The 22,824-nt window shown below is 60.1% G+C and carries 20 protein-coding genes and 1 pseudogene; 6 read left to right on the forward strand and 15 right to left on the reverse strand.

Annotation, left to right across the window (positions count from 1 at the left end; translation table 11 throughout):
- The first annotated feature begins 2 nt into the window (after positions 1-2).
- A complete protein-coding gene (locus tag GBK02_RS00645) occupies positions 3-1,331 on the forward strand; it encodes a TolC family outer membrane protein (RefSeq protein ID WP_203467859.1) in 1,329 nt (442 codons plus the stop codon).
- Here GBK02_RS00645 and waaA read toward each other — a convergent pair.
- Together waaA and waaC are read right to left on the reverse strand one after the other, a co-directional pair.
- The gene (waaA, locus tag GBK02_RS00650) at positions 1,297-2,556 is read right to left on the reverse strand and encodes a lipid IV(A) 3-deoxy-D-manno-octulosonic acid transferase (RefSeq protein ID WP_203467860.1); all 1,260 of its coding nucleotides are present in this window, start codon (positions 2,554-2,556) and stop codon (positions 1,297-1,299) included. The two genes, GBK02_RS00645 and waaA, sit on opposite strands and share 35 nt — an antisense overlap.
- Entirely contained in the window at positions 2,556-3,494 is a 939-nt protein-coding gene (waaC, locus tag GBK02_RS00655) for a lipopolysaccharide heptosyltransferase I (protein WP_239003111.1), read from the reverse strand. The genes waaA and waaC overlap by 1 nt, the downstream gene beginning before the upstream one ends.
- A 54-nt stretch (positions 3,495-3,548) precedes the next feature.
- Between waaC and GBK02_RS00660 the strand changes: the two genes are divergently transcribed.
- The 4 genes from GBK02_RS00660 to GBK02_RS00675 are packed head-to-tail and all read left to right on the forward strand — an operon-like array spanning position 3,549 to position 8,017.
- Positions 3,549-4,319, forward strand: a complete 771-nt coding sequence (locus tag GBK02_RS00660; RefSeq protein WP_203467862.1) for a glycosyltransferase family 2 protein — start codon at positions 3,549-3,551, stop codon at positions 4,317-4,319.
- A 30-nt stretch (positions 4,320-4,349) separates the two neighbouring features.
- Positions 4,350-5,357 (forward strand): NAD-dependent epimerase, encoded by a 1,008-nt coding sequence (locus GBK02_RS00665; protein WP_203467863.1) that lies wholly within the window; start codon positions 4,350-4,352, stop codon positions 5,355-5,357.
- Between the two features lie 9 nt (positions 5,358-5,366).
- Positions 5,367-7,190: a glutamine--fructose-6-phosphate transaminase (isomerizing) gene (gene glmS / locus GBK02_RS00670; RefSeq protein ID WP_203467864.1), complete on the forward strand. Its 1,824-nt coding sequence runs from the start codon at positions 5,367-5,369 to the stop codon at positions 7,188-7,190.
- The gene (locus tag GBK02_RS00675; RefSeq protein WP_203467865.1) at positions 7,190-8,017 is read left to right on the forward strand and encodes a symmetrical bis(5'-nucleosyl)-tetraphosphatase; all 828 of its coding nucleotides are present in this window, start codon (positions 7,190-7,192) and stop codon (positions 8,015-8,017) included. The genes glmS and GBK02_RS00675 overlap by 1 nt, the downstream gene beginning before the upstream one ends.
- 193 nt (positions 8,018-8,210) lie before the next feature.
- Here the strand turns inward: GBK02_RS00675 and GBK02_RS16810 are convergent.
- From GBK02_RS16810 to GBK02_RS00725, 10 genes and pseudogenes are all read right to left on the reverse strand, one after another.
- Positions 8,211-8,648: pseudogene (locus GBK02_RS16810) on the reverse strand (lysophospholipid acyltransferase family protein); the annotation flags it as partial.
- 92 nt (positions 8,649-8,740) lie between these two features.
- Positions 8,741-9,493: a GNAT family N-acetyltransferase gene (locus GBK02_RS00685; protein ID WP_203467866.1), complete on the reverse strand. Its 753-nt coding sequence runs from the start codon at positions 9,491-9,493 to the stop codon at positions 8,741-8,743.
- Between the two features lie 81 nt (positions 9,494-9,574).
- On the reverse strand, positions 9,575-10,024 hold the full coding sequence (locus tag GBK02_RS00690; RefSeq protein WP_203467867.1) for a glycine zipper 2TM domain-containing protein: 450 nt from the start codon (positions 10,022-10,024) through the stop codon (positions 9,575-9,577).
- A gap of 5 nt (positions 10,025-10,029) precedes the next feature.
- Positions 10,030-10,965 carry a carbohydrate kinase family protein gene (locus GBK02_RS00695; RefSeq protein ID WP_203467868.1) on the reverse strand — a complete coding sequence of 312 codons (936 nt, stop codon included), beginning with the start codon at positions 10,963-10,965 and terminating at the stop codon, positions 10,030-10,032.
- Positions 10,966-10,978: 13 nt separating this feature from the next.
- Positions 10,979-12,070 (reverse strand): DUF3426 domain-containing protein, encoded by a 1,092-nt coding sequence (locus GBK02_RS00700; RefSeq protein WP_239003113.1) that lies wholly within the window; start codon positions 12,068-12,070, stop codon positions 10,979-10,981.
- Positions 12,070-12,960 (reverse strand): 50S ribosomal protein L11 methyltransferase, encoded by an 891-nt coding sequence (gene prmA / locus GBK02_RS00705; RefSeq protein ID WP_203467870.1) that lies wholly within the window; start codon positions 12,958-12,960, stop codon positions 12,070-12,072. The genes GBK02_RS00700 and prmA overlap by 1 nt, the downstream gene beginning before the upstream one ends.
- 3 nt (positions 12,961-12,963) lie before the next feature.
- Entirely contained in the window at positions 12,964-14,322 is a 1,359-nt protein-coding gene (gene accC / locus GBK02_RS00710; RefSeq protein ID WP_203467871.1) for an acetyl-CoA carboxylase biotin carboxylase subunit, read from the reverse strand.
- A gap of 7 nt (positions 14,323-14,329) precedes the next feature.
- Complete coding sequence (gene accB / locus GBK02_RS00715) at positions 14,330-14,779, reverse strand: acetyl-CoA carboxylase biotin carboxyl carrier protein (protein ID WP_203467872.1); 450 nt, start codon at positions 14,777-14,779, stop codon at positions 14,330-14,332.
- Positions 14,780-14,834: 55 nt separating this feature from the next.
- Complete coding sequence (gene aroQ, locus GBK02_RS00720; protein WP_203467873.1) at positions 14,835-15,314, reverse strand: type II 3-dehydroquinate dehydratase; 480 nt, start codon at positions 15,312-15,314, stop codon at positions 14,835-14,837.
- Between the two features lie 39 nt (positions 15,315-15,353).
- Positions 15,354-15,947 carry a hypothetical protein gene (locus GBK02_RS00725; RefSeq protein ID WP_203467874.1) on the reverse strand — a complete coding sequence of 198 codons (594 nt, stop codon included), beginning with the start codon at positions 15,945-15,947 and terminating at the stop codon, positions 15,354-15,356.
- Between the two features lie 50 nt (positions 15,948-15,997).
- Here GBK02_RS00725 and mpl point away from each other — a divergent pair, with 50 nt between their 5' ends.
- Positions 15,998-17,344 carry a UDP-N-acetylmuramate:L-alanyl-gamma-D-glutamyl-meso-diaminopimelate ligase gene (mpl, locus tag GBK02_RS00730; protein WP_203467875.1) on the forward strand — a complete coding sequence of 449 codons (1,347 nt, stop codon included), beginning with the start codon at positions 15,998-16,000 and terminating at the stop codon, positions 17,342-17,344.
- Between the two features lie 86 nt (positions 17,345-17,430).
- On the opposite strand, the gene GBK02_RS00735 is transcribed toward mpl, so the two are convergent.
- The 3 genes from GBK02_RS00735 to GBK02_RS00745 form a co-directional block, all read right to left on the reverse strand.
- Entirely contained in the window at positions 17,431-19,707 is a 2,277-nt protein-coding gene (locus GBK02_RS00735; RefSeq protein WP_203467876.1) for an NADP-dependent malic enzyme, read from the reverse strand.
- Positions 19,708-19,799: 92 nt separating this feature from the next.
- Positions 19,800-21,863, reverse strand: a complete 2,064-nt coding sequence (locus tag GBK02_RS00740; RefSeq protein WP_203467877.1) for a TonB-dependent receptor — start codon at positions 21,861-21,863, stop codon at positions 19,800-19,802.
- Between the two features lie 47 nt (positions 21,864-21,910).
- Entirely contained in the window at positions 21,911-22,720 is an 810-nt protein-coding gene (locus GBK02_RS00745) for a nickel transporter (RefSeq protein ID WP_203467878.1), read from the reverse strand.
- Between the last annotated feature and the right edge of the window lie 104 nt (positions 22,721-22,824).

Raw genomic sequence — 22,824 nt, forward strand, 5'->3', positions numbered from 1 at the left:
GCATGAAAAAACTCGCCTGGCTGATTCTTTCACCCTTGCTTGCTGCACCTGTGTTTGCCGCAGACCTGATGCAGGTCTACCGCGAAGCACAGGACAACGATCCGACCTTTGCCGCAGCCCGCGCCACACTCGATGCCGGCCGCGAAAAAATGCCCCAGGGCCGGGCTAGCCTGCTGCCGAGCCTGACACTTTCCGGCAATACGGTGTGGAACGAGAATGAAGTCTCGCTCTTCAACGGTGCCACGCTTGGCAAACCGCATTTCAACAGCAACGGCTACCAGCTGACCCTGTCCCAGCCGCTTTTCCGCTGGCAGAACTGGGTCAGTTACGACCAGTCGAAAATCCAGGTTGCCCAGGCCGAAGCCAATTTCGCGCAAGCTCGCCAGGATTTGATCCTGCGTGTTGCCCAGGCTTATTTCGATGTCAATTACGCCATCGAAAACCTCAAAGCCGTTCGGGCCAACAAGACCGCCATCGCCCAGCAGCTCGAGTCGGCCAAAAAGAATTTCGAAGTCGGCACGGCAACCATTACCGACACGCACGAAGCACAGGCCCGCTTCGACCTCGCCGTGGCACAGGAAATTGCGGCTGAAAGCGACTACGAAGTCAAACAGCGCAGCCTGCAAGCCATCATTGGCAAGGAAGCGGGCGACTTGGCCACCACGCGCAAGGATGCCGAGCTGACTGCACCACAACCCAACGATATGAATCAGTGGGTTGCCGCAGCCGAAAAGGACAGCATCGCCGTCCAGGTTCAGCAAGCCAATGCCGACATCGCCGAACGGGAGGTTGGCAAGCAACGCGCGGGGCACTACCCGACCGTCGATCTGGTCGCCAACGCCGGAAATGCCAAATCCTTCGGGTCGACCGCGCTGGGCATGATCGATACCGAATACCAGAACATCGGCATCCAGCTGAACATTCCAATTTTCCAGGGCGGCCAGGTCGCATCGCGTCAGCGCGAAGCCGCAGCCAATCGCACCGCCACCCTGTCCAACCTTGAAGCAGCGCGCCGCACGGCCGCCCTTTCCGCCCGCCAGTACTACCTCGGCGTGGTCAACGGGCTGGCCCAGGTCCGCGCCCTCAAGGCAGCGCTGGTTTCGTCACAATCAGCCCTTGAGTCGAACAAGCTGGGTTACGAAGTCGGCGTACGCATCAACATCGATGTGCTCAACGCCGAAAACCAGGTCTACGTCACCCGCCGCGACTTGGCTCGGGCGACGCTGGATACGCTACTCGCCCAACTGCGCCTGAAGGGTGCGGTCGGCGCCCTGGGCGAAGACGATATTGCCCAGATCAACGCCTTGCTTGAGCGACCTGCCGTTCAATAAAATTCAGGGTACGCTGCGCTGCGCCCTGATGGGCCAGCGCAAACCGGCTAGCCGCCTGGCGCATGTCGGCCAGTTCATCGACACTGCCCAGTAGTTGCTCGACCGCCAGTCCAAGCGCCTCGACTGAGTCAATGCGCCGCGCCGCACCAGCCGCGATGGCATCCTGCGTTGCCTGCAGGAAATTGAAGGTATGCGGACCGACCAGCACGGGACAAGCGCAAGCCGCTGCCTCGATCAGATTCTGCCCGCCAAGCGGCAACAAACTACCGCCGATGAAGGCCAGGTCGGCCATGGCGTAGTAAGCCGCCATTTCTCCCATGCTGTCGCCCAGCCAAACATCCGTCTCCGCGACAGGCATCGCCACGCTGCGCCGCTCGCAACGCAGCCCCCGGCTGGCAATCAGGTCGGCAACCTCATTGAACCGCTGCGGATGGCGCGGCACCAGCACGAGCAAGGCATCCGGCACACGCGCTGCACGCCAGGCATCGAGAATCAACGCTTCCTCACCTTCACGCATACTCGCGGCCAACCAGACCGGGCGCGACCCGAGCCCGGCTTTCCAGTCACGCCCCAGCGCCAGTTTTTCGGGCGATGGCACCACGTCGAATTTCAGATTGCCACAAACCTCGACCGACCCGGCACCGAATTGACCCAAGCGCAGCGCATCGCCGTCCGTCTGCGCCGAGACACCGGCGAGGACGCCGAAGGCCGGGCGGACAAGCCGGCCAAGACGGCCATAACCGCGCGCCGAACGAACCGACAGACGGGCATTGGCCAGCATTACCGGAACACGGTTTTTCTGTGCGGAAGCGAGCAGATTCGGCCATATCTCGGTTTCCATCAGGACACCGAAAAGCGGCGAAAAACGCCTGAAAAAGCGGTCGACCGCGCCAGGGTAGTCATACGGCAGATACGCCTGGATAACCCGCTCGCCATAGACCTCACGCCCGGTTTCCCGTCCGGTCGGAGTCATGCAGGTCAGCAGGATGCGATAGCCGGGCCAACGCGCCAGCAAACCTTCGATCAACGGTTGCGCCGCGCGCGTTTCACCGACCGAGACAGCGTGCACCCAGATCAGTTTTTCGGGCACGGGCTGAGCGTAAAAACCGTATCGCTCGCCGAGATGATGCAGGTAATCGGCTTGCTTGCGGGCACGCCAGAGCAGGCGCAGCCAGATCAGCGGCGTGATCAGGTAGAGGAACAGCGAATAAAGCAGGCGCGCCATCAGGAAAGCGCCGCTTGCAATTCGTCGAGCACGGCCGAAACCGTCGGGATTTGTGCCTTGCCACCCAGATTACGGAAGAAGCCACTGCCGAGTACGCCGGTCAAACCGGGGTCTGTCGCGGTGTACAAGGCAACGGTGGGCGTTTTCAAGGCCACGGCGAGGTGGCTCAACCCGGTATCCACGCCAACCGCTGCCCGGGCAGAACCGAGCAGCGCAGCCAGTTGCGGAATGTTCATCGGCGGCGCAGCGATGGCCCCCGGAATCGATACCGCAAGACGCGCCGCCCGCTCGCGCTCGGGCGCACTACCGGCCGGCAAGACAGCGGTATAGCCCAGCGCACCCAATTGGCGACCTAATTCGATCCAGTGCGTCTCGGGCCAGAGCTTGTCATCGCGACTGGTGGCCGTCAGAAAAACCACAAAAGGCCGTTCCGGCAACCAGTCGAATTGGGCGGCTGGCGGCGCAATGCCGTAATCCGGACCACCATCGATGCTGTAACCAAGGGCCGCAGCCACCAACAGGCGATTGCGTACGACGGCATGCTCGGTCGTCGGGACGCTGAAGTGACGCTCATAGAATCGTGCGGCAACCGGTTCGCGCGCCGAATCTGCCGCATAACCGCTGAGTGGCCCGCGCGCACGGCGGGCCAGCCAGGCACTTTTCAACAAACCTTGGGTGTCGATCACCGCATCGTAACGATGGGCCTGCATCTGGCGGCCAAAAGCGCCGAATTCACGCCAGGTCTGCGCCTGAAACAGCTTTTTACGCCAACGCCGGATCGCAACCGGGACGATTTCGCCGACGGCTGGGTGCAGACGGGGAATGGCCGCGAAACTCTCCTCGACGCACCAGTCGACCGCGGCATCGGGGAAATGCCGGCGAATGTCGCTGACCACGGGCAAATTGTGGATCACGTCGCCGAGCGAGGAAGTTTTCACGAGCAGAATGCGCATCGGCAGATAAAATACGTGCTTTCGAAGCCGCGATTATAAATGCCTGCCACGCGCCAGCCGCTCTCCGTTGCGATCATTACGCTCAATGCCGCCTCCCAGCTCGAGGATTGCCTGAAAAGTGCGCGCTTTGCCGACGAGATCATCGTTGTCGACTCAGGCAGCACCGACGGCACGGTGGCGCTGGCCGAACGTTACGGCGCCCGCGTCATCCAGCAAGACTGGCTGGGCTTCGGGCCGCAAAAACAGTTTGCCGTCGACGCGGCAAGCCACGACTGGGTACTCTGCCTCGATGCCGACGAACGAGTCAGCCCGGCCTTGCAGACAAGCATCGAAATTGCCCTGCAACAGCCGTCGACCGCAGCTTTCCGCTTTCCACGCTGCAATCGCTTCCTCGGCCGCTACCTAAAACACGGCGAGGGTTATCCCGACTGGAGCCTGCGCCTGTTCGACCGCCGTCAGGCACGCTGGTCGGACGATGCCGTCCATGAAAAAGTCGAAACCCGCGCCACCATCGGCCAACTGTCGGGCGATCTGCTGCACGACTCGGCCGAATCGCTGGCCAGCTACCTGACCAAGCAAAACCGCTACACCACGCTGGCCGCCGACATGGCACTGGCGGCGGGCAAACGGGCAAGCTTCGGCCGCATTGCCTTCAGCCCGCTGGTCCGCTTCATCAAGTTCTACCTGATCCGCCAGGGTTTCCGCGACGGTTTGCCCGGCCTGATCCACATTGCCATCGGCTGTTTCAACAGCTTCATGAAATATTCCAAAATGCTGGAACGTCAAAAATCCGATGCGACGTTGCGGTAAAATCACCTTTCCATTGCCACGGGTAAGCCCATGAAAATTCTTGTGACCGGCGCAGCCGGATTTATCGGCATGACCACCTCGCTGCGCCTGCTTGCGCGCGGCGACGAAGTCGTCGGTCTGGACAACCTGAACGATTATTACGAAGTCAGCCTGAAGGAAAACCGCCTGGCCCGACTGACCAGCCACGCCAACTTCCGCTTCATCAAGCTCGACGTTGGTGACCGGGCCGGCATGGAAGCCCTGTTCGCCAGCGAAAAGTTCGACAAGGTGATTCACCTTGCCGCTCAGGCCGGGGTTCGTTACTCGCTGCAGAATCCGCACGCTTACATCGACAGCAATCTGGTCGGCTTCACCAATATTCTCGAAGGCTGCCGCCACAACAAGGTGGCGCATCTGGTTTACGCCTCCAGCTCCAGCGTTTATGGCGGCAATACCAAGATGCCGTTCTCGGAACACGACAGCGTCGACCATCCGGTCAGTCTCTACGCCGCCAGCAAAAAGGCCAACGAGCTGATGGCCCACACCTACAGCCACCTGTTCGGCCTGCCGACGACCGGGCTGCGCTTCTTCACGGTCTACGGCCCATGGGGTCGCCCGGATATGGCGCTCTTCCTGTTCACCAAGGCCATTCTTGAAGGTCGTGCCATCGACGTCTTCAACCACGGCAACATGCAGCGCGACTTCACCTACGTCGACGACATCGTCGAGGGCGTCATCCGCGTGCTCGACAAGAATGCTGCGGTCAACGCCGAATATGATGCGATTTCCGCCGATCCGGCGACGAGCAATGCGCCTTACCGCGTGTTCAACATCGGCAACAACAATCCGGTCCAGTTGCTCGACTTCATCGGCGCCATCGAACAGGCGCTCGGCAAGACGGCAGAGAAGCGCCTGCTGCCGCTGCAGGACGGCGACGTCCCGGCGACCTATGCCGATACTTCGCTGCTCAACGACTGGGTCGGTTTCGTCCCAGGCACGCCCATCCAGGAAGGCGTTGGCCGCTTCATCGCCTGGTATCGCGATTACTACAAGGTTTAAGGATCAGTCATGTGTGGCATCGTCGCGGCAGCAGCCGGCAACAACATCGTTCCCGTCCTCGTTGAAGGGCTGAAGAAACTCGAATACCGGGGCTATGACTCGGCCGGGATTGCCGTCATCGGCAGCGCCGAAATCGAACGTGTCCGCTCGGTCGGCCGGGTCGCCGAGCTTGAAGCCGCTTCGGCCGCGACCAGCGCCACAACCGGCATTGCCCACACCCGCTGGGCAACGCACGGCGTGCCATGCGAACGCAACGCTCACCCGCACGTTTCCGGCACGATCGCCGTCGTTCATAACGGCATCATCGAAAATTACGAAAGCCTGCGCAGCGAACTGACGGCCCAGGGTTATGTCTTCACGTCGGACACTGACACCGAAAGCATCGCCCACCTGATCGAAGCCACGTTGAAAAGCGAGCCCGACCTGTTCAAGGCCGTGCAGATTGCCTGCCGCCGCCTGGTCGGCGCCTTCGCCATCGCCGTCATCGACCACAGCCAGCCGGGCAAAATCGTCGTCACCCGCGAAGGCTCGCCCTTGCTGCTCGGCGTTTCGGAAACCGGCAACTACGCCGCATCCGATGCCTCGGCGCTGCTCCAGGTCACACGCAACATGGTCTATCTGGAAAATGGCGATATTGCCGAGTTGACCGCGACATCAGTCCGCATCACCCGGCTCGACGGCACGCCGGTCGAGCGTCCGGTGCATGTCTCGCAACTCTCGGCCGCCGCTGTCGAGCTGGGCAATTACCAGCACTACATGCAGAAGGAAATCTTCGAGCAGCCGGAAGCCCTGGCCAACACACTGGAAATCGTCGGCGGCAGCAAATCGATCCAGCCCGGCATTTTCGGCGCAGAAGCCGCCAATTTACTGGCCGATATCGACTCGATCCTGATTCTTGCCTGCGGCACCAGCAGCCATTCGGGCTTCACCGCCCGTTACTGGCTGGAAGCCATTGCCGGTGTGCCGTGCAATGTCGAAATCGCCAGCGAATACCGCTACCGCACTTCGGTACCGAACCCGCGCCAGCTGATCGTTGCCATTTCCCAATCCGGCGAAACAGCCGATACGCTGGCCGCCCTGCGCCATGCCAAATCGCTCGGCCAGACCAAGACGCTGGCCATCTGCAACGTGCCGGAATCGGCCATCGTTCGCGAATGCGCCCTGCGCTTCATCACTCGCGCCGGCCCGGAAATCGGCGTTGCCTCAACCAAGGCTTTCACCACCCAGCTCGCCGCGCTCTTCCTGCTGGTACTGGTCATGGCCAAGGTGCGCCAGCAACTGAGCGCCGAACAGGAAGCCATCTATATCGAACAACTGCGCCACCTGCCTGTCGCGGTCAACAAGGTCCTCGACCTTGAATCGGATATCGAAGCCTGGGCCAAACGTTTTGCCGACAAGCACCACGCCCTTTTCCTCGGTCGCGGCCGGCACTACCCGATTGCCCTTGAAGGTGCCCTGAAGCTCAAGGAAATTTCCTACATTCACGCCGAAGCCTATCCGGCCGGCGAATTGAAACATGGCCCGCTGGCGCTGGTTGATGCCAACATGCCGGTCATTTCGGTTGCCCCGAACGATCAGTTGCTCGACAAGCTGAAGTCGAATCTCAAGGAAGTCCAGGCACGCGGTGGCGAGCTTTATGTCTTCGCCGATGCCGACTCGGAGATTCCCGAATCGGAAGGCGTGCACATCCTGCGCCTGCCGGAACATTACGGCGAACTCTCGCCGATCCTTCACGTCATCCCGCTGCAGTTGCTGTCTTACCACGTCGCACTGGTCAAAGGCACCGATGTGGACAAGCCGCGCAACCTGGCCAAATCGGTCACCGTCGAATAATGGCGAACTACGCAATCGGCGACATTCAGGGCTGCTACGACTCCCTTTGCCGCTTGCTCGAGTTATGCGAGTTCAACGCAGCGCATGACCGCATCTGGCTGGTCGGCGATCTGGTCAACCGCGGGCCGAAATCACTGGAAACGCTACGCCTGATCAAATCGCTCGGCCCGGCGGCCGTGACCGTGCTCGGCAACCACGATCTTTACCTGCTGATGGTGGCCGAAGGCGGGGCCAAATTTCGCGCCAAGGACGATACCTTGCAGGCCATCTTTGATGCCCCGGACTGCAGCGAATTACTCGACTGGCTTCGCCAGCAACCGCTCTGCTACACCGAAGACGACTATTGCATGGTGCATGCCGGCCTGTTGCCACAATGGACCGCCAGCCAAGCCAGAGCACTGTCGAGCGAAGTCGAGGCTGCCCTGCGGGGCCCGGATTATCGCCAATTCCTCAAGAATCTATGGGGCAGCGACCCAGCCGGCTGGTCTGACGAACTGAGCGGCTGGCCGCGCCTGCGCGTCATTGTCAATGCCATGACGCGCATGCGCTTCTGCACACCGGAAGGCATCATGGAATTCAAGGCCAAAGGCAAACTGAGCAACACCCCGGCCGGCCACATTCCCTGGTTTGATGCGCCCAACCCCCGCTACGCTGACTCGGTATTGATTACCGGCCACTGGTCGGCACTCGGTCTTAAAGTGCTACCGCACTTTCTGGCGCTGGACTCCGGCTGCCTGTGGGGAGGCCACCTGACGGCGGTTCGCCTTGAAGATCGTTCGGTATTTCAGGTGAACTGCTCGGCAGAGGAAGCCCAGCCGCTCGACTGATCGCCTCGCGTGCCTCAGCGGCGACCTGCTTGCGGTCCTCGCCATTCAGGCCCAGCAACGGCGTCGTTACAAGACGGGCAATCAAACGCTTGCGACCGAGAATGGCCCGCGTACATTCGCCAAGAGAAATATCCCCGTCGTAACGCGGCGCCAGACTACGCTGGCCATCGGCTTCCCAGTAGGAGAGCGCCACCGGCAAGACCGGGTAGCCACCGACCAGTGCCGGTTGCAGCAATGCGGCATGAAAATGCAGCAAACTGCGGCCATCGGTTGTCGTTCCCTCCGGAAAAACCGCGACATGGCGCCCACGAGCCAGCAAGTCACCAATTTCCTGATTGATGATTTTGGCGTGACCCCGACTGCCTCGGCGCAGGAAAATCGTATCGTTCTTTGCGGCCAGCCAACCTATCACCGGCCAATGCCGTACCTCTTCCTTCGAAACAAAGGCCGAGGGCAGCGCGGCATTGATTACGTAGATATCGATCCACGAGATATGGTTGGCAACGAGCAGCGCCCCAGGCGCGGCATGTGCCAGATCGGCATCGACCTCGACACCCAGCGCATCAAGCAGGGCAATCGCCCAGCTTGACTTGAGTCGGAGCCGGGCTGCATCGCTGCAAACGGGAAACACGAGCAGCGTAACGATCAAGCCGAATACAACCAGCAGAGCCAGTCGAAAAATACGGAAGCTGCGAATCAAAAAATTGGTCTGGCTCAGACGATTTATCCCAAATAGTGCTTGGCGTAGCGACTGGAAACCTTGGCCATCGGCATCAGGATGGGCAGGTCAGCCGTGTTGAAATCGGGATCCCATGCCGGTTCGCCGCAAATCCATGCCCCGGCCCGCAAATAGCCCTTGATCAAGGGCGGCGTCTCAGCCGGACGATCCTGTTGCAAGGCCGCCAGCGGCAATGGACAACGCGGGAAAACACGGTACTCCTGCGGTCCCAGATGTTCCTCCGAGAGGCGATTATACAAGCTGGCCGCAGCATGGCCGCCGTCAGCCATGCTGATCGACGCGCAGCCCATCAGGTAATCGTAGCCACGCTCGGTCATGTACTGGGCCAAACCGGACCAGAGCAGCGTGATCGTCGCGCCGGTACGGTAATCCGGATGAACGCAGGAACGACCGATTTCTACCAGCCGCGAGCGCAGATGCTGCAGACGGGTCAGATCGAACTCGTTTTCCGAGTAATAGCCGATCTGGCGGGCATTTTCCGGTGAAAGAATGCGATAGGTGCCGACCACTTCGCCACTTTGCGTGTCGCGTACGACCAGATGGTCGCAATACGGGTCGTAGATGTCGTGATCCACCCCGGGGGTCCGGGAGGGCAAATTGGCGCCCATCTCACCGGCAAAAACACGGTAGCGCAGACGCTGGGCATCAAGAATTTCACTCGGGCTACGCGCCAGCCCGACATCGAGCGTATGGCGCTTGGGACGCACACGCCCCGCATCTTTTTGGATATTTTCCATGTTGTTCTCCTTGTATGTCTGTGGAGAACAGTCTGGATGACGCGTGTTACATGCGCGTTGCCCGAAAATGACAGCGATGTTTCAGTGCGTGATGCGCGTCTCGCCAGTTCCGGAAACGACCCGCACACGCTCGCCCGGACGGAACTCACCCGGCGCGGCTTCCTGAACAACGACGATCATCCGGTCATTATCCAGTTTGACGGTAATCTCCAGCGCATCCTTGCGTGTCACGCCTTCCTCGACGGCGCTACCCGCCAGACCACCGACGACAGCACCAAGCACAGCCCCGACGATCTGACCTTTACCGCCGCCCAGCCCGCTGCCGGCCACGCCGCCAACGGCAGCACCGGCAACGGTACCGACGCCGGACTTGGTGCCTTCAAGCGCCACGGTACGCACCGACTCAACCGTTCCCATGCGCACATTCATTTCGCGGCGCGCCTGGTCACGACTGTAAACATCGCCGGACTTGCTGGTTGCACAACCGGCCAGCAAGGCCAGTGAAATGAAAAGCAGGGAAATGGTTTTCATGGATTTCACCAAGGCTGGGTGCCAAAGGCACGTTGATAACGCGCCGCAATTTCTTCGCGGCTCGGTTGATGATTCTGGCCACCGCGCGAAGCAATCTTGATGGCTCCCATGACCGATGCCAGGCGTCCCGTTGTCAGCCAGTCGAAGCCATTGGTAATACCGTAAAGCAGACCGGCGCGATAAGCGTCGCCACAGCCGGTCGGGTCGAGCAGTTGATCGGCCTCGACACAAGGAATGTCGTAGCGTTGACCTGCGGCGTAAATTTCGGAACCTTCACCGCCACGCGTCACGATCAGCGCCTTGACCTCGCCGGCCAGCTGTTCGAGGCTGCGTCCGGTGCGGTCGCAAAGCAGCTTGGCTTCGTAATCGTTGAAACAGGCATACTCGGCGAGGCGCATGAAATCGAGCAATTCGTCGCCGCTGAACATCGGCATGCCCTGACCCGGATCGAAGATGAAGGGCAAGCCTGCTGCCGCAAAATCACGGGCGTGCTGCATCATGCCTTCGCGGCCATCCGGCCCGACGATCCCCAAAGTGGCTGTCTTGGCCTGCTCAACCTTGTTGAGGTGCGAGAAGCTCATCGCGCCCGGGTGGAAGGCCGTGATCTGGTTGTCGTCGAGATCGGTCGTGATGAAAGCCTGAGCGGTGAAACTGCCCGGCACCTGACGCACATGCGTACGCGGCAAACCGAGTTTGTCCAGGCGATCAAGGTAGACCGCAGCATCGTCACCAACCGTCGCCATGATCAACGGCTCGCCGCCAAGCAGCATCAGGTTGTAGGCAATATTGCCGGCGCAACCGCCAAATTCACGACGCAGTTCGGGCACCAGAAACGCCACGTTCAGGATATGAATCTGTTCGGGCAGGATGTGGTTCTTGAAACGGTCGGGAAAGACCATGATGTTGTCGAAAGCCAGCGAACCGCAGATCAGGGTGCTCATGGGGAATGAATTCTCAAGGGTAAAAAACGTAAAGACGATAACCGGCAGCACCGATGTCCTTGGCTTCGACCCACAGACGAATGGCGAGTTCGCCATTGGCCGGGAAGGAAACCGGACTGATGCCCGGCGGCAGGTAGTCAGGCGCCAGCAGGACACGACGTGAAACGACCATGTCATGCACGTCGGTCAGCGTCAGTTCGAGCGCCGGCCACGCCTGGGCATGTGCCGCACGGTTGCGCAGCGCTGCCTGCAGGACGAACAGGCCGCGCGCATTGTCGGACTGCAAATCGGAGGATTCGATGGCCACCAGATCGGAATCCTGCGGCAAAGGCACGTCGACCGCAGCAAGGGCGTACAAGCCCGCCAGATCGGGTATGCGACGCACCAGATCGGTCCGGAAGTGGAACAGCAACTGGCAGGACAAGGCGATGCCGAGGACAATGGAAACGAGCACGAAGGGCCAGGTCGCCGCATGCTCGGTTTCATGGCTGAATCCGCCCATGCCGTTGCCGGCCAGCGCACCCGCAGCCCAGCGGTTGTAAGCCGGGGTATCGCTCAACTCGCGCGCGGCAACCAAGCCTGCTTCGCGCGCAGCGAGTGTCGACTCTTCCGTTGTTTCGATTTTCTCGACTGACTGCGCTGTCGGCTCGTTCAAAGGCTCGACCAGCGGCGGCAACTCGGGTGGAGCCGAAGAAGCTTCGGGCTCGAAAACCTCTTCCGGCTCATCAGGCACGACAACCGGTGCCGGGACATCGACCGTTTGAATTTCAAGCGCAAGTGGAACTTCCGGCTCCGCCGGGAGTTCGATTTGCTGAACGGGCTCGACAGGCTGAACCGACGGTTCGTCGAACGACGGGCAGACTGGCTCGGGCGGCCTGGTGGCAGCAACGACGGGCGGCGGCACCGGGGCCTGCCGAACCGCTGGCGGGATTGCCGCCGGCGGTTCCGGCACAACGGGGACAGCCGGTGGCTCATCTTCGAGCAAGGCCTCGAAAGCATTGAAAATTGAGTCGCAATGGCCGCAACGGACCTTGCCCGCCCGAAGGCGCAACTGCTCGGAGGTAACACGAAAAATCGTGCTGCAAACCGGGCAGCGTGTCCGCATCAGGGCATGACTCCGCTCAGGCAAACCCAATCTTCGCGGGTGTCAGCCACTTGCATGGGCAGCCACTGAGCGTAGATGCCGATGATTTCCTCGGCCTGTTCGCGCAGGATGCCGGAAAGGGCCAGTTGTCCGCCGGAACGGACATGGGCACAGATTGCCGGCGCCAAAACACGCAGGGGATTCGACAGAATGTTGGCGACAACGAGATCGTATTGCCCTGCAACCGGGGCGGCGGAGTCGGCGAAAAGCGCCGTTACACCGTTACGTTCGGCATTGGCCCGCGCCGCTTGAACGGCATGCGGATCAATGTCCACACCGGCAACACGACCCGCTCCAAGGCGGGCGGCAGCAATCGCCAGAATGCCTGAGCCACAACCGTAATCCAGCACGGAAATCTGGTCGGTAACGACACGCTCAAGCCACTCCAGGCAAAGCCGGGTGGTTGGATGGGAACCCGTGCCAAACGCCATTCCGGGGTCCAGAATGAGGTTGACCGCAGCAGGGTCGGGCGACTCGTGCCACGACGGGACAATCCACAAGCGCTCGGAAACACGGATCGGATCGAATTGCGCCTGGGTCAGCTGGACCCAATTCTGTTCTTCGATGATCTCAACCGTGAAGGCCGGTACCTCGGTCAGACCGATTTGTGCACCGGCTGCAGCGAGCAGGGCCGCCACATCGGTGTCCGGCTCAAGCAAGGCAACGACGCGGGAGCGATCCCAGCCCGGAGAGTTGACCGAGCCCGGTTCGCCAAATTGCGGCTTTTCATCCGGCGTACCGGCATCCGCATCCTCGATCGAGGCCGACAGCGCGCCGACCTCCAGAAGCGCATCGCACAGCGGTTCGGCGTGCGATGCAACAGTCAGGAAACTGACGCTTTGCCAGGCCATGATCTACTTCTTCACTTCGCCCTTGTCGGCGAGTTTCTGTTCGAGGTAATGAATACTGGTGCCGCCCTCGACGAAACGGGCATCCTGCATCAGCTCCTGGTGCAACGGGATATTGGTCTTGATGCCCTGAATACTCATCTCGGACAGCGCAATGCGCATGCGACGAATCGCCTGCTCGCGCGTATCGCCGTAGGAAATCACCTTGGCCACCATGGAGTCGTAATGCGACGGCACGGTGTAGCCTTGGTAAATGTGCGAATCGACACGGATACCGGGGCCGCCAGGCGGGTGATAAAAGGCAATCTTGCCGGGAGATGGCACGAACGTGAAGGGATCTTCGGCGTTAATGCGGCATTCGATCGAATGACCACGGAACACGACATCCTTCTGCTTGTAGCGCAGCTTCTCGCCGGCAGCAACCCTGATCTGTTCCTGAACGATATCGACACCGGTAATCATTTCGGTCACCGGATGCTCGACCTGAACGCGGGTGTTCATTTCGATGAAGTAGAACTCACCGTTTTCGTACAGGAACTCGAACGTGCCAGCACCACGGTAACCGATCTTGCGGCAGGCTTCGGCACAACGCTCGCCGATACGGCTGATCAGACGTGCCGGAATATGCGGCGCCGGCGCTTCTTCGATCACCTTCTGGTGACGACGCTGCATCGAGCAATCGCGCTCGCCAAGATAAATGGCGCTCTTGTATTCGTCGGCCAGCACCTGAATTTCCACGTGACGCGGGTTTTCCAGGTATTTTTCCATGTAGACCGCAGGATTGCCGAAGAACGTGCCGGCTTCCTGACGGGTCATCGCCACGGCATTGACCAGCGCAGCTTCGGTATGCACGACGCGCATGCCGCGACCACCGCCGCCACCAGCCGCCTTGATGATCACCGGATAACCGACCGCCCGAGCAATCTTGACGATTTCCTTCGGATCTTCCGGCAACGCGCCGTCCGAACCCGGCACGCAGGGCACGCCGGCTTCCTTCATCGCATTCTTGGCCGACACCTTGTCGCCCATCAGGCGAATGGTTTCAGCCCGCGGACCGATAAAGACGAAACCAGAGGTTTCGACGCGCTCGGCAAAATCGGCATTTTCGGAAAGGAAGCCGTAACCCGGGTGAATAGCCTGGGCATCGGTCACTTCGGCAGCCGAAATGATTGCCGGCACATTCAGGTAGCTCAGCGTGGACGAGGCCGGACCGATACACACCGACTCATCGGCCAGCTTGACGTACTTGGCTTCGCGGTCGGCTTCGGAATAGACGACGACCGTCTTGATGCCGAGTTCGCGACAGGCGCGCTGAATGCGCAGCGCAATTTCGCCACGATTGGCGATCAGAACTTTCTCGAACATGGCCATATCAGCCAATCACGAACAGCGGTTCGCCGAATTCAACCGGTTCGCCGTTGTCGAGCAGGATGGCCTTGACCACGCCGGAAGCATCCGCTTCGATCTCGTTGAGCAATTTCATGGCTTCGATGATGCACAGGGTCTCGCCCTGCTTGACCGTCTGACCGATCTGGACGAATGCATCGGCACCCGGCGACGGCGAACGGTAGAAGGTACCGACCATCGGCGACTTGACGACGTGGCCTTCCGGCAATTCGTCTTCATCATCGAGGTTGACCGCGGAAACGGCCGGCGCACCCGCTGCAACCGGCGGCGGAGCGGCATAGTATTGCTGGGGTGCGGCAACGGCGCCGTAATGCTTGGCAATACGCACCTTTTCTTCGCCTTCGGTCACTTCCAACTCCGAAATACCGGATTCCTGAACGAGGTCGATGAGTTTTTTGAGTTTACGCAGATCCATGGAGACTCCCTTCTAGTTCGCATCGTGTTCGACGCAAATGCCGGCCAAAGCCGGACTATTCAATGTTGATCTTGTTAAGCAGGTATTCGAGGGCCAACTGGTAGCCCTGATGACCCAGGCCGCAAATGACGCCGACAGCCAGATCGGAGAAATATGAGTGATGCCGGAAAGACTCCCGGGCATGCACATTCGAAAGATGCACTTCGACGAATGGAATCGCCACCGCTGCCAGCGCATCGCGCAGAGCCACGCTGGTGTGCGTGTAAGCCGCCGGATTGATGATGATGGCTCGCACCCCCTGATCACGTGCCGCATGGATGCGTTCGATCAAAGCCCCCTCGTGGTTGCTTTGAAAGGCTTCGAGATCGACACCAACGGCTTCCGCCATGCGCGACAAGGCGAGATTGATGTCAGACAGGGTCACCCGGCCATAATGCTCGGGCTCACGAGTACCAAGCAGGTTCAGATTCGGGCCGTGCACCACCAGGATGCGGGCCTTTTCGACCGACTTGGAAGCGGTTTTTTGCTTCTTCATAGCTGCAAGTTTGCCGTAAATCGCTGCATTTTGTCCAGCCTATTCCGAAAGTAAGGCACGCAAGGCATCGGCCTTGATACGTTCACGCGAGCGCCCATCGCGGTGTTTCAGCGTGACTCGCTCGTACTTTGGCGGAAGAACGATCAAATTCACGTCCGCCACATCTGTTTCGAGCACCAGCACGGCTTCGACACGTTCGTTGCGTGGCTCGACATGTTCGAAGTCAATTCCGCGATTAAGCAGAAAAATCTCGACCTCCTTGGCGCTGTCGGCAAACAACAGGATATCGATGGTCGAATGCTCACCGGCCGTTCCGTCGAGAACAGAGCCTGTCAGGTACGGGCAAAAATCGGCAAACAGCAGGAGAATTTCTAGCGCAACCCGACGCTGTGCACGCAGCAACTCGGCATCGGCTGCATCGCCGTAAAGGCTGCGATAAGCGCGCAGCTCAAGCTCGACTTCGGCATTATCGGGGAAGGTCGTGTGCTCCGGCAGTCCGAGCTGACGGGCGGCTTTGCGTTTGGCGAGGTAAAAATCGGCAATGCCGTCCTCGACCATCAGACGGGCAGCAAGACTGGCAATACTGGCCCGTGTATGGCTACTGCTCGGGCGGGGCCTTTCATGACGGGGCATGGGAGCTCGATCAGGGTAAAATCGCCCTCATTCTAACGGGTCTATGTGACATGCACATTCATATTCTGGGTATTTGTGGCACCTTCATGGGGGGCGTCGCCCAACTTGCAGTGGCTGCCGGCCACCGTGTAACGGGCTGCGACAGCAACGTCTATCCGCCGATGAGCGACCAATTGCGTGGCGCCGGCATCGAACTGACCGAAGGCTTCGGATTGGAACAACTGGCGCTGGTGCCCGATGTTTTTGTCGTCGGCAATGCCATCTCGCGCGGCAATCCCTTGCTGGAAGCGGTACTCGACAAAGGCCTGCCCTATGTTTCCGGCCCACAGTGGCTGGCCGAGAACGTCCTTCAGGGGCGTTGGGTGCTTGGCGTTGCCGGCACGCACGGCAAGACGACGACCAGTTCGATGCTCGCCTGGATCCTCGAAGATGCCCACATGGCGCCAGGTTTCCTGATTGGCGGTGTCCCGCTCAATTTTGGCGTATCAGCCCGCCTCGGCGATACACCCTTCTTTGTCATCGAAGCCGACGAATACGACACGGCCTTCTGCGACAAACGTTCAAAGTTCGTGCATTACAAGCCGCGCACCGTCGTCCTGAACAATCTGGAATTCGATCACGCAGACATTTTCGCTGATCTGGCTGCGATTGAAACGCAATTCCACCACCTTGTCCGCACCCTGCCGGCCTCCGGACTGATTGTCTCGAATGCTGCCGAGACCAGCCTGGAACGTGTACTGGCACGCGGTTGCTGGAGCGACATCGAGCGTTTCAACGATCCGGCCGGCTACCGCGTCAGTGGTGACGACGCCAGTGGCGAGCTGGTTTTGCATGGCCCGCAAGGCGAAATCGGACGAACGCACTGGGCATTGTCCGGCGAACACAACCGGGCCAACGCCTGCGCCGCACTGCTCGCCGCGCGTCACGTCGGCGTCCCGCTCGACAAGGGGCTGGAGGCGCTGTCGCGCTTCGTCAACGTCAAGCGACGCATGGAAGTACGCGGTGAAGTACGCGGCGTCACGGTCTACGACGATTTTGCCCACCATCCCACGGCCATCGCCACGACGGTCGCCGGTCTGCGCCGCAAGGTCGGCAATGCCCGTATTCTGGCCGTACTCGAACCTCGCTCCAACACGATGAAGCTGGGTACGATGAAAAGCCAGTTGCCGGCCAGCCTGAGCGAGGTGGATGCGGCATTCTGCTACGCCGCCAATCTGGGCTGGGATGCTCGTGAAGCACTCGCCCCGATGGGCGAGAAGGCCATCGTCGAAGACAATATCGACGAACTTGTCGCCAAAATCGTTGCTACCGCCCGCTCCGGCGACCATATTCTGGTCATGAGCAATGGCGGCTTCGGCGGCATTCACGGCAAGTTGCTCGCCGCACTCGAAAAATGACTGCTGCGGTCGACTGACCGCACGAGCCAAAAACAAAAAGGGCGCAGCTGGATTTCCCCAGCTGCGCCCTTTTTAATTGCGCTGAATCAGCGTTCCATCGACTCGACAACGGCCAGAGCCGTCATGTTGACCAGGCGACGAACCGTTGCCGTGGCGGTCAGCACATGCACCGGACGCGCCGCACCGAGCAGCACTGGGCCAATCGTCACGCCTTCACCACCGGTCATCTTGAGCAGATTGTAGGTAATGTTGGCAGCGTCGATATTCGGCATGACCATCAGGTTGGCTTCGCCCTTGAGCGTTGAATCCGGATGCGCTGCACGGCGAATTTCTTCGGAAAGTGCCGAATCGCCATGCATTTCACCGTCAACTTCAAGATCGCCACCGGACATCTGATTGACCAGCGCAGCGGCGCGGCTCATCTTGCGGGCCGACTCCGAATTGCCCGAACCGAAGTTCGAATGCGACAGCAGGGCCACTTTCGGCTGCACACCGAAACGTTTGACCTGCTCGGCCGCCATCAGCGTCATTTCGGCAACTTCTTCCGCTGTCGGATTTTCGTTGATATGGGTGTCGCAGATGAACAACGAACGGCTCGGCAGCATCAGGTAGTTCATCGCGGCCAGCGTATTGACGCCTTCGCGTTTGCCGATCACCTGGCTGATCACGCCGAGATGATGGCTGTACTGGCCGGTCATGCCGCAAATCAGGCCATCGGCGTAACCGAGCTTGAGCAGCATGGCGCCGATCAGCGTCGGCTTGCGACGCAGCGACTCCTTGGCGATGGCCGGGGTCACGCCGTGACGCACCATCAGCTGATGATAGGCGGTCCAGCATTCGCGGTAACGCTCGTCGGATTCCGGATTGACGATATCGAAATCGACACCCGGCTTGATGCGCAGCTTGGCTTTTTCCAGACGATGCTCGATGACAGCCTGGCGCCCCACCAGAATCGGACGGGCAAACTTCTCTTCGATCACCACTTGGGCAGCACGCAGCACGCGCTCGTCCTCACCTTCGGCAAAAATGATGCGCTTGCCCTGGGCCTGACGAGCGGCCTGGAAGATGGCCCGCATGCCAACGCCGGTGTGATAGACAAATTCCGACAGCTTGGCGCGATAGGCATCCCAATCGGTGATCGGACGGGTGGCTACGCCGGAATCGATTGCAGCCTGGGCAACGGCCGGTGCAATCTTGACGATCAGGCGCGGGTCGAACGGCTTCGGAATCAGATATTCCGGCCCGAAGGACAGTTCATGCCCCGGATAAGCCATGGCCACTTCGTCAGTCACTTCGGCTTCGGCCAGTTCGGCAATGGCACGCACGGAAGCCATCTTCATTTCTTCGGTGATGCGCGTTGCGCCGACATCGAGTGCGCCGCGGAAGATGAAGGGGAAGCAGAGAACGTTATTGACCTGGTTCACGTAGTCGGAACGGCCGGTCGCGATGATCGCGTCCGGACGGACTTCCTTGACCAGTTCCGGCATGATTTCCGGGGTCGGATTGGCCAGCGCAAAAACCATCGGCTTGTCAGCCATGTTCTTGACCATGTCCTGCTTGACGACGCCAGCTGCGGAAAGACCGAGGAAAACGTCGGCGCCGATCATGGCATCGGCCAGCGTACGGGCTTCGGTATTCTGGGCGTAGCGCGCCTTGGTTTCATCCATGTGACCCGGACGGCCAACGTAGATGACGCCCTTGGAGTCGCAAACCATGATGTTCTCGCGCTTGACGCCGAGCTGGCACCACAGGTTGAGACAAGAAATGGCAGCAGCACCGGCACCGGAGCAGACGACCTTGATTTCTTCGATCTTCTTGCCGACCACTTTCAGGCCGTTCAGCATTGCAGCGGCAGAAATGATTGCCGTACCGTGTTGATCGTCGTGGAACACGGGGATATTCATCCGCTCCTTGAGCTTTTCTTCAATGTAGAAGCACTCAGGGGCCTTGATGTCTTCGAGATTGACCCCACCGAGCGTCGGCTCCATGGCGGCGATCATGTCGATCAGCTTGTCCGGGTCGTTCTCGGCCAGCTCGATGTCGAACACGTCGATCCCGGCGAATTTCTTGAACAGACAGCCCTTGCCTTCCATCACCGGCTTGGCGGCGAGCGGGCCGATATCGCCCAGACCCAGCACGGCCGTACCGTTGGTGATCACGCCGACCAGGTTGGCGCGCGAGGTGTACCAGGCGGCCGTGGCCGGATCTTCGACAATGGCATCACAGGCGGCAGCAACGCCCGGCGAATAAGCCAGGGCGAGATCGCGTTGGTTGGTCAGCCCTTTGGTCGGGCGAACGGAAATCTTGCCCGGCGTGGGCCAGCGATGATATTCAAGTGCGGCTTCGCGCAAATCCTTTTCCACGGACTCTCCTCGGAATTCGGCAATTAGGGAAAACCCAGTAGGTTACTCCAAAGGTTCATCCCGGGCAAAGGTGGAAAGCACGTAATTTCGCCTCAAAATCGATACAAAATGCTCGCCCGCAGGCTGCGCGGCTCGGCCGGATGTAGGTGACGATCGAATACCGGACCGGCTTCACCGGCCAGTCGGGACTCATACCAATATTCGATGTCATTTAGTTTGCGCGCGAAGAGGTTGTACACGTCGAGCGTCAACTGCGTCCGGCGATCGTACTTGTACCCGATCCGCAAGTTGGTCAAGGCGGATGGCGCAGCCCGTACCGAGTTGTCTTCGACCAACGGCCGCGAACCGAAGTAGCGCAAACGTAGCGCACCGAACCAGGCCCCAAGGTGATCCAGCGTCACGCCCAGATTCGCCGTTCGCGAGACCGCCCCCGGAATGTCGTTACCCAGCACGCCGGGATCGATGAAGCGGGCTTGCGACCAGGAAAAATCAGCATCGAAGGCAAGCCAGTCGGCGGGTCGGTAAAAATTGGTCCACTCCACGCCGCGTCGACGGGAAGGGCGCGATGCTTCGGTCGTGCCGGCATCGCCGACAAAAACCAATTCGGATGCCGCCTCCAGTTGCCAGAGTGCCACGGTCGACTGCCAGCCTGAGACGATTTCAGAACGCACACCGGCCTCGTAACCTTTGGCACGCACCATGGGTTTGACTTTATCGACCGCATCGCCACTCGCCGGATCACGCGAAATCGTCGTTCCGCGAGCATCGTTCGAATGGAAGCCATGACCATAATTGGCGTACAGCTCGGTCTTTTTCCACGGGCCGAACACCAGTGCCAGCTTGGGCGTCAGCATCTGATCGCCGGCCTTGCCCGAATTGGCGGCCTGATTGGCGTCGACCACAAAATCGTAGGCATTGGCCCGCAAACCCTGCACCGAACGAAACCATGATGTCCAGCGGACTTCATTTTGAGCCCAGAACGCCAGGCTGCGCTGGGTTACACGATCCTCGCGCACGGTATTCCAGACCTCGCGCTGGCGGGTGTTATATAGCCCGACCGGACTTAGACGGTCGATCCGCCCCTGCCAGCCGACGGCATTACTGACATCAAAATCACCCCAGCGATCAAAAACTGTCTGCGTCAGGGCAAAACCGCCCGCCTGACGCCGCTCGCTTTGCTTGAACTGGTCACCACCGGCGCAACCTCCCGTGGCGGCGATATCGTTCAGGCAATACTGAAAATTGGACCATAAATCGAGACCTGATTTCAGCCACCAGACATTGGCCTTGCGCTGGCTGTTTTCCCCGCGTGCCGCCCAATCGCCGGACAGGCTGTAGCGGAATGTCCGCCCGCCCGTCGTCGAATCGAGCGTCCCGAAGCGGTCGACCGTGCCACGATCAATTGCACGCTGGGCAATCTGGTCGGTCGAGGTCCACTGGCCCTGATAAGCCATGCCGGTCAGCGACCAGCCGTCGTGACGCGTTCCCTGGCTGTAACGCAACACGCCGTTGAGTTTCCGGTAATGCTCACCAACCTGCCACGGGCCGTCATTGTGAAAAACCTCGAGGCCGTACAACAAGCGCCCAGCCAACGAGTCGGGCGATCCGGCCAGCAATGTCCGGGCGTATCCATTCGGCCCTAGCGTCACCTGGGCCAGAGAACTGTCCAGGCGGCGAAAATAGTCGATATGCGCCGCACCGGCCGATGAAAAATCCCCTTCATCGGCGTAATACGGGCCTTTTCTGAAAATGATGCGGTCGACCAGCTCAGGAATCAGAAAATTGAGATCGGTGTAACCCTGGCCGTGCGCGTGAGCAGGCATATTGACCGGCACACCGGCAACCGTCGTCGCAAAATCGGTTCCGTGATCAAGATTGAAACCCCGCAAGAAATACTGATTGGCCTTGCCGTCACCTGCATGCTGGGTAACGATCAGGCCGGGCACCATTTCAAGCACCTCACCGGGACGCAAGATCGGTGTAGCCGCCAGGCGCTGGCTCGAAACCACACCTTCACTGCCGGCCAGGGCAATTCCCTGCAAATTTTCAGCCTGAGCACGCACTTCAACTGCCGAAAGCTCCGTTGCCTCATGCCCGTGGGCCGCCCCCAGCGCACCCCACAAATAGGAATAAATTATTTTTTGTCTTATTTTCATCGATCAAAAAAGCCGGCGCACCGGCCAGCCTCCTCTCGACAGCAATATCAGGTCGCCGCCGGACGCCGCGTCAGCCGCAACGCAGCAATGAAACTGAGGACAATGAGGGCAACGAGAGAGAATCCGAAAACCAGCTCCCTCCCCTCGCTCCAGGCGTCGATCGCCGGCGACAGCATCTTTGCCGCCCCGAAGGCAGCCACCAGCAGGCTGATCCCGGAAACGACCAAGCCCATCACGCGCGACGCAACCAGCGCCACCTGATCGGCCCGGGCGATCAGGCGGGCGATCCACAAGCCATTGATCCCGTCTGTGAGCAGCATGCCGAGCATGAACAGCACCGCAAGCAACAAGGCGTGCTCCCAGCCGCCGAAGCGGGTTGCCGTCAAGGCGAAAAAAGCGGCCTGGGACAGCGTATCGAACGACAAGGCAAAGAGCGCACCGACCAGCGCCACCAGAACGGGGTGCGATGCATGTCGCAAATTACCGAGCAGGCGCCCTTTGAGGCCGACGGGCTGGACGATTTCATCCGGCCCCGCGCGCAGCACCGCAGCCAGGTTGAGGCTGCCAAGCGCGACAAGAAACGCGATGGAGATGAGCGAACCCAGCGTACCGAACCAGTCCGGAACATCCCACTGCCCGGCAACCGCCGAAACACCGAGCGCAATCGCGATGACCACCGCCCCGTGCCCGAGTGAAAACAGGGTTCCGCAGTAACGCGCCATGGCCGGCTGGCTGCGCAGGTTGTAGCGGGTCAGGCCATCGATCGTCGCCAGATGATCGGCATCAAAGCCATGCTTCATGCCCAGCACAAAGGTGAGGATCAGCAGGGACAGCCAGTCGGAGGGAAAGTTTTCCATGGCGCACAGGTATGAAGGATTTTGAAATCCTCATACAAATACCATGCCAATTCAGTAACTCGTTGTTCGCATTGTTTTATTCAAGCCGGGTGGACTGAGCAAAA

The sequence above is a fragment of the Dechloromonas sp. TW-R-39-2 genome (genome assembly GCF_016864195.1).
Taxonomy (GTDB): Bacteria; Pseudomonadota; Gammaproteobacteria; order Burkholderiales; family Rhodocyclaceae; genus Azonexus.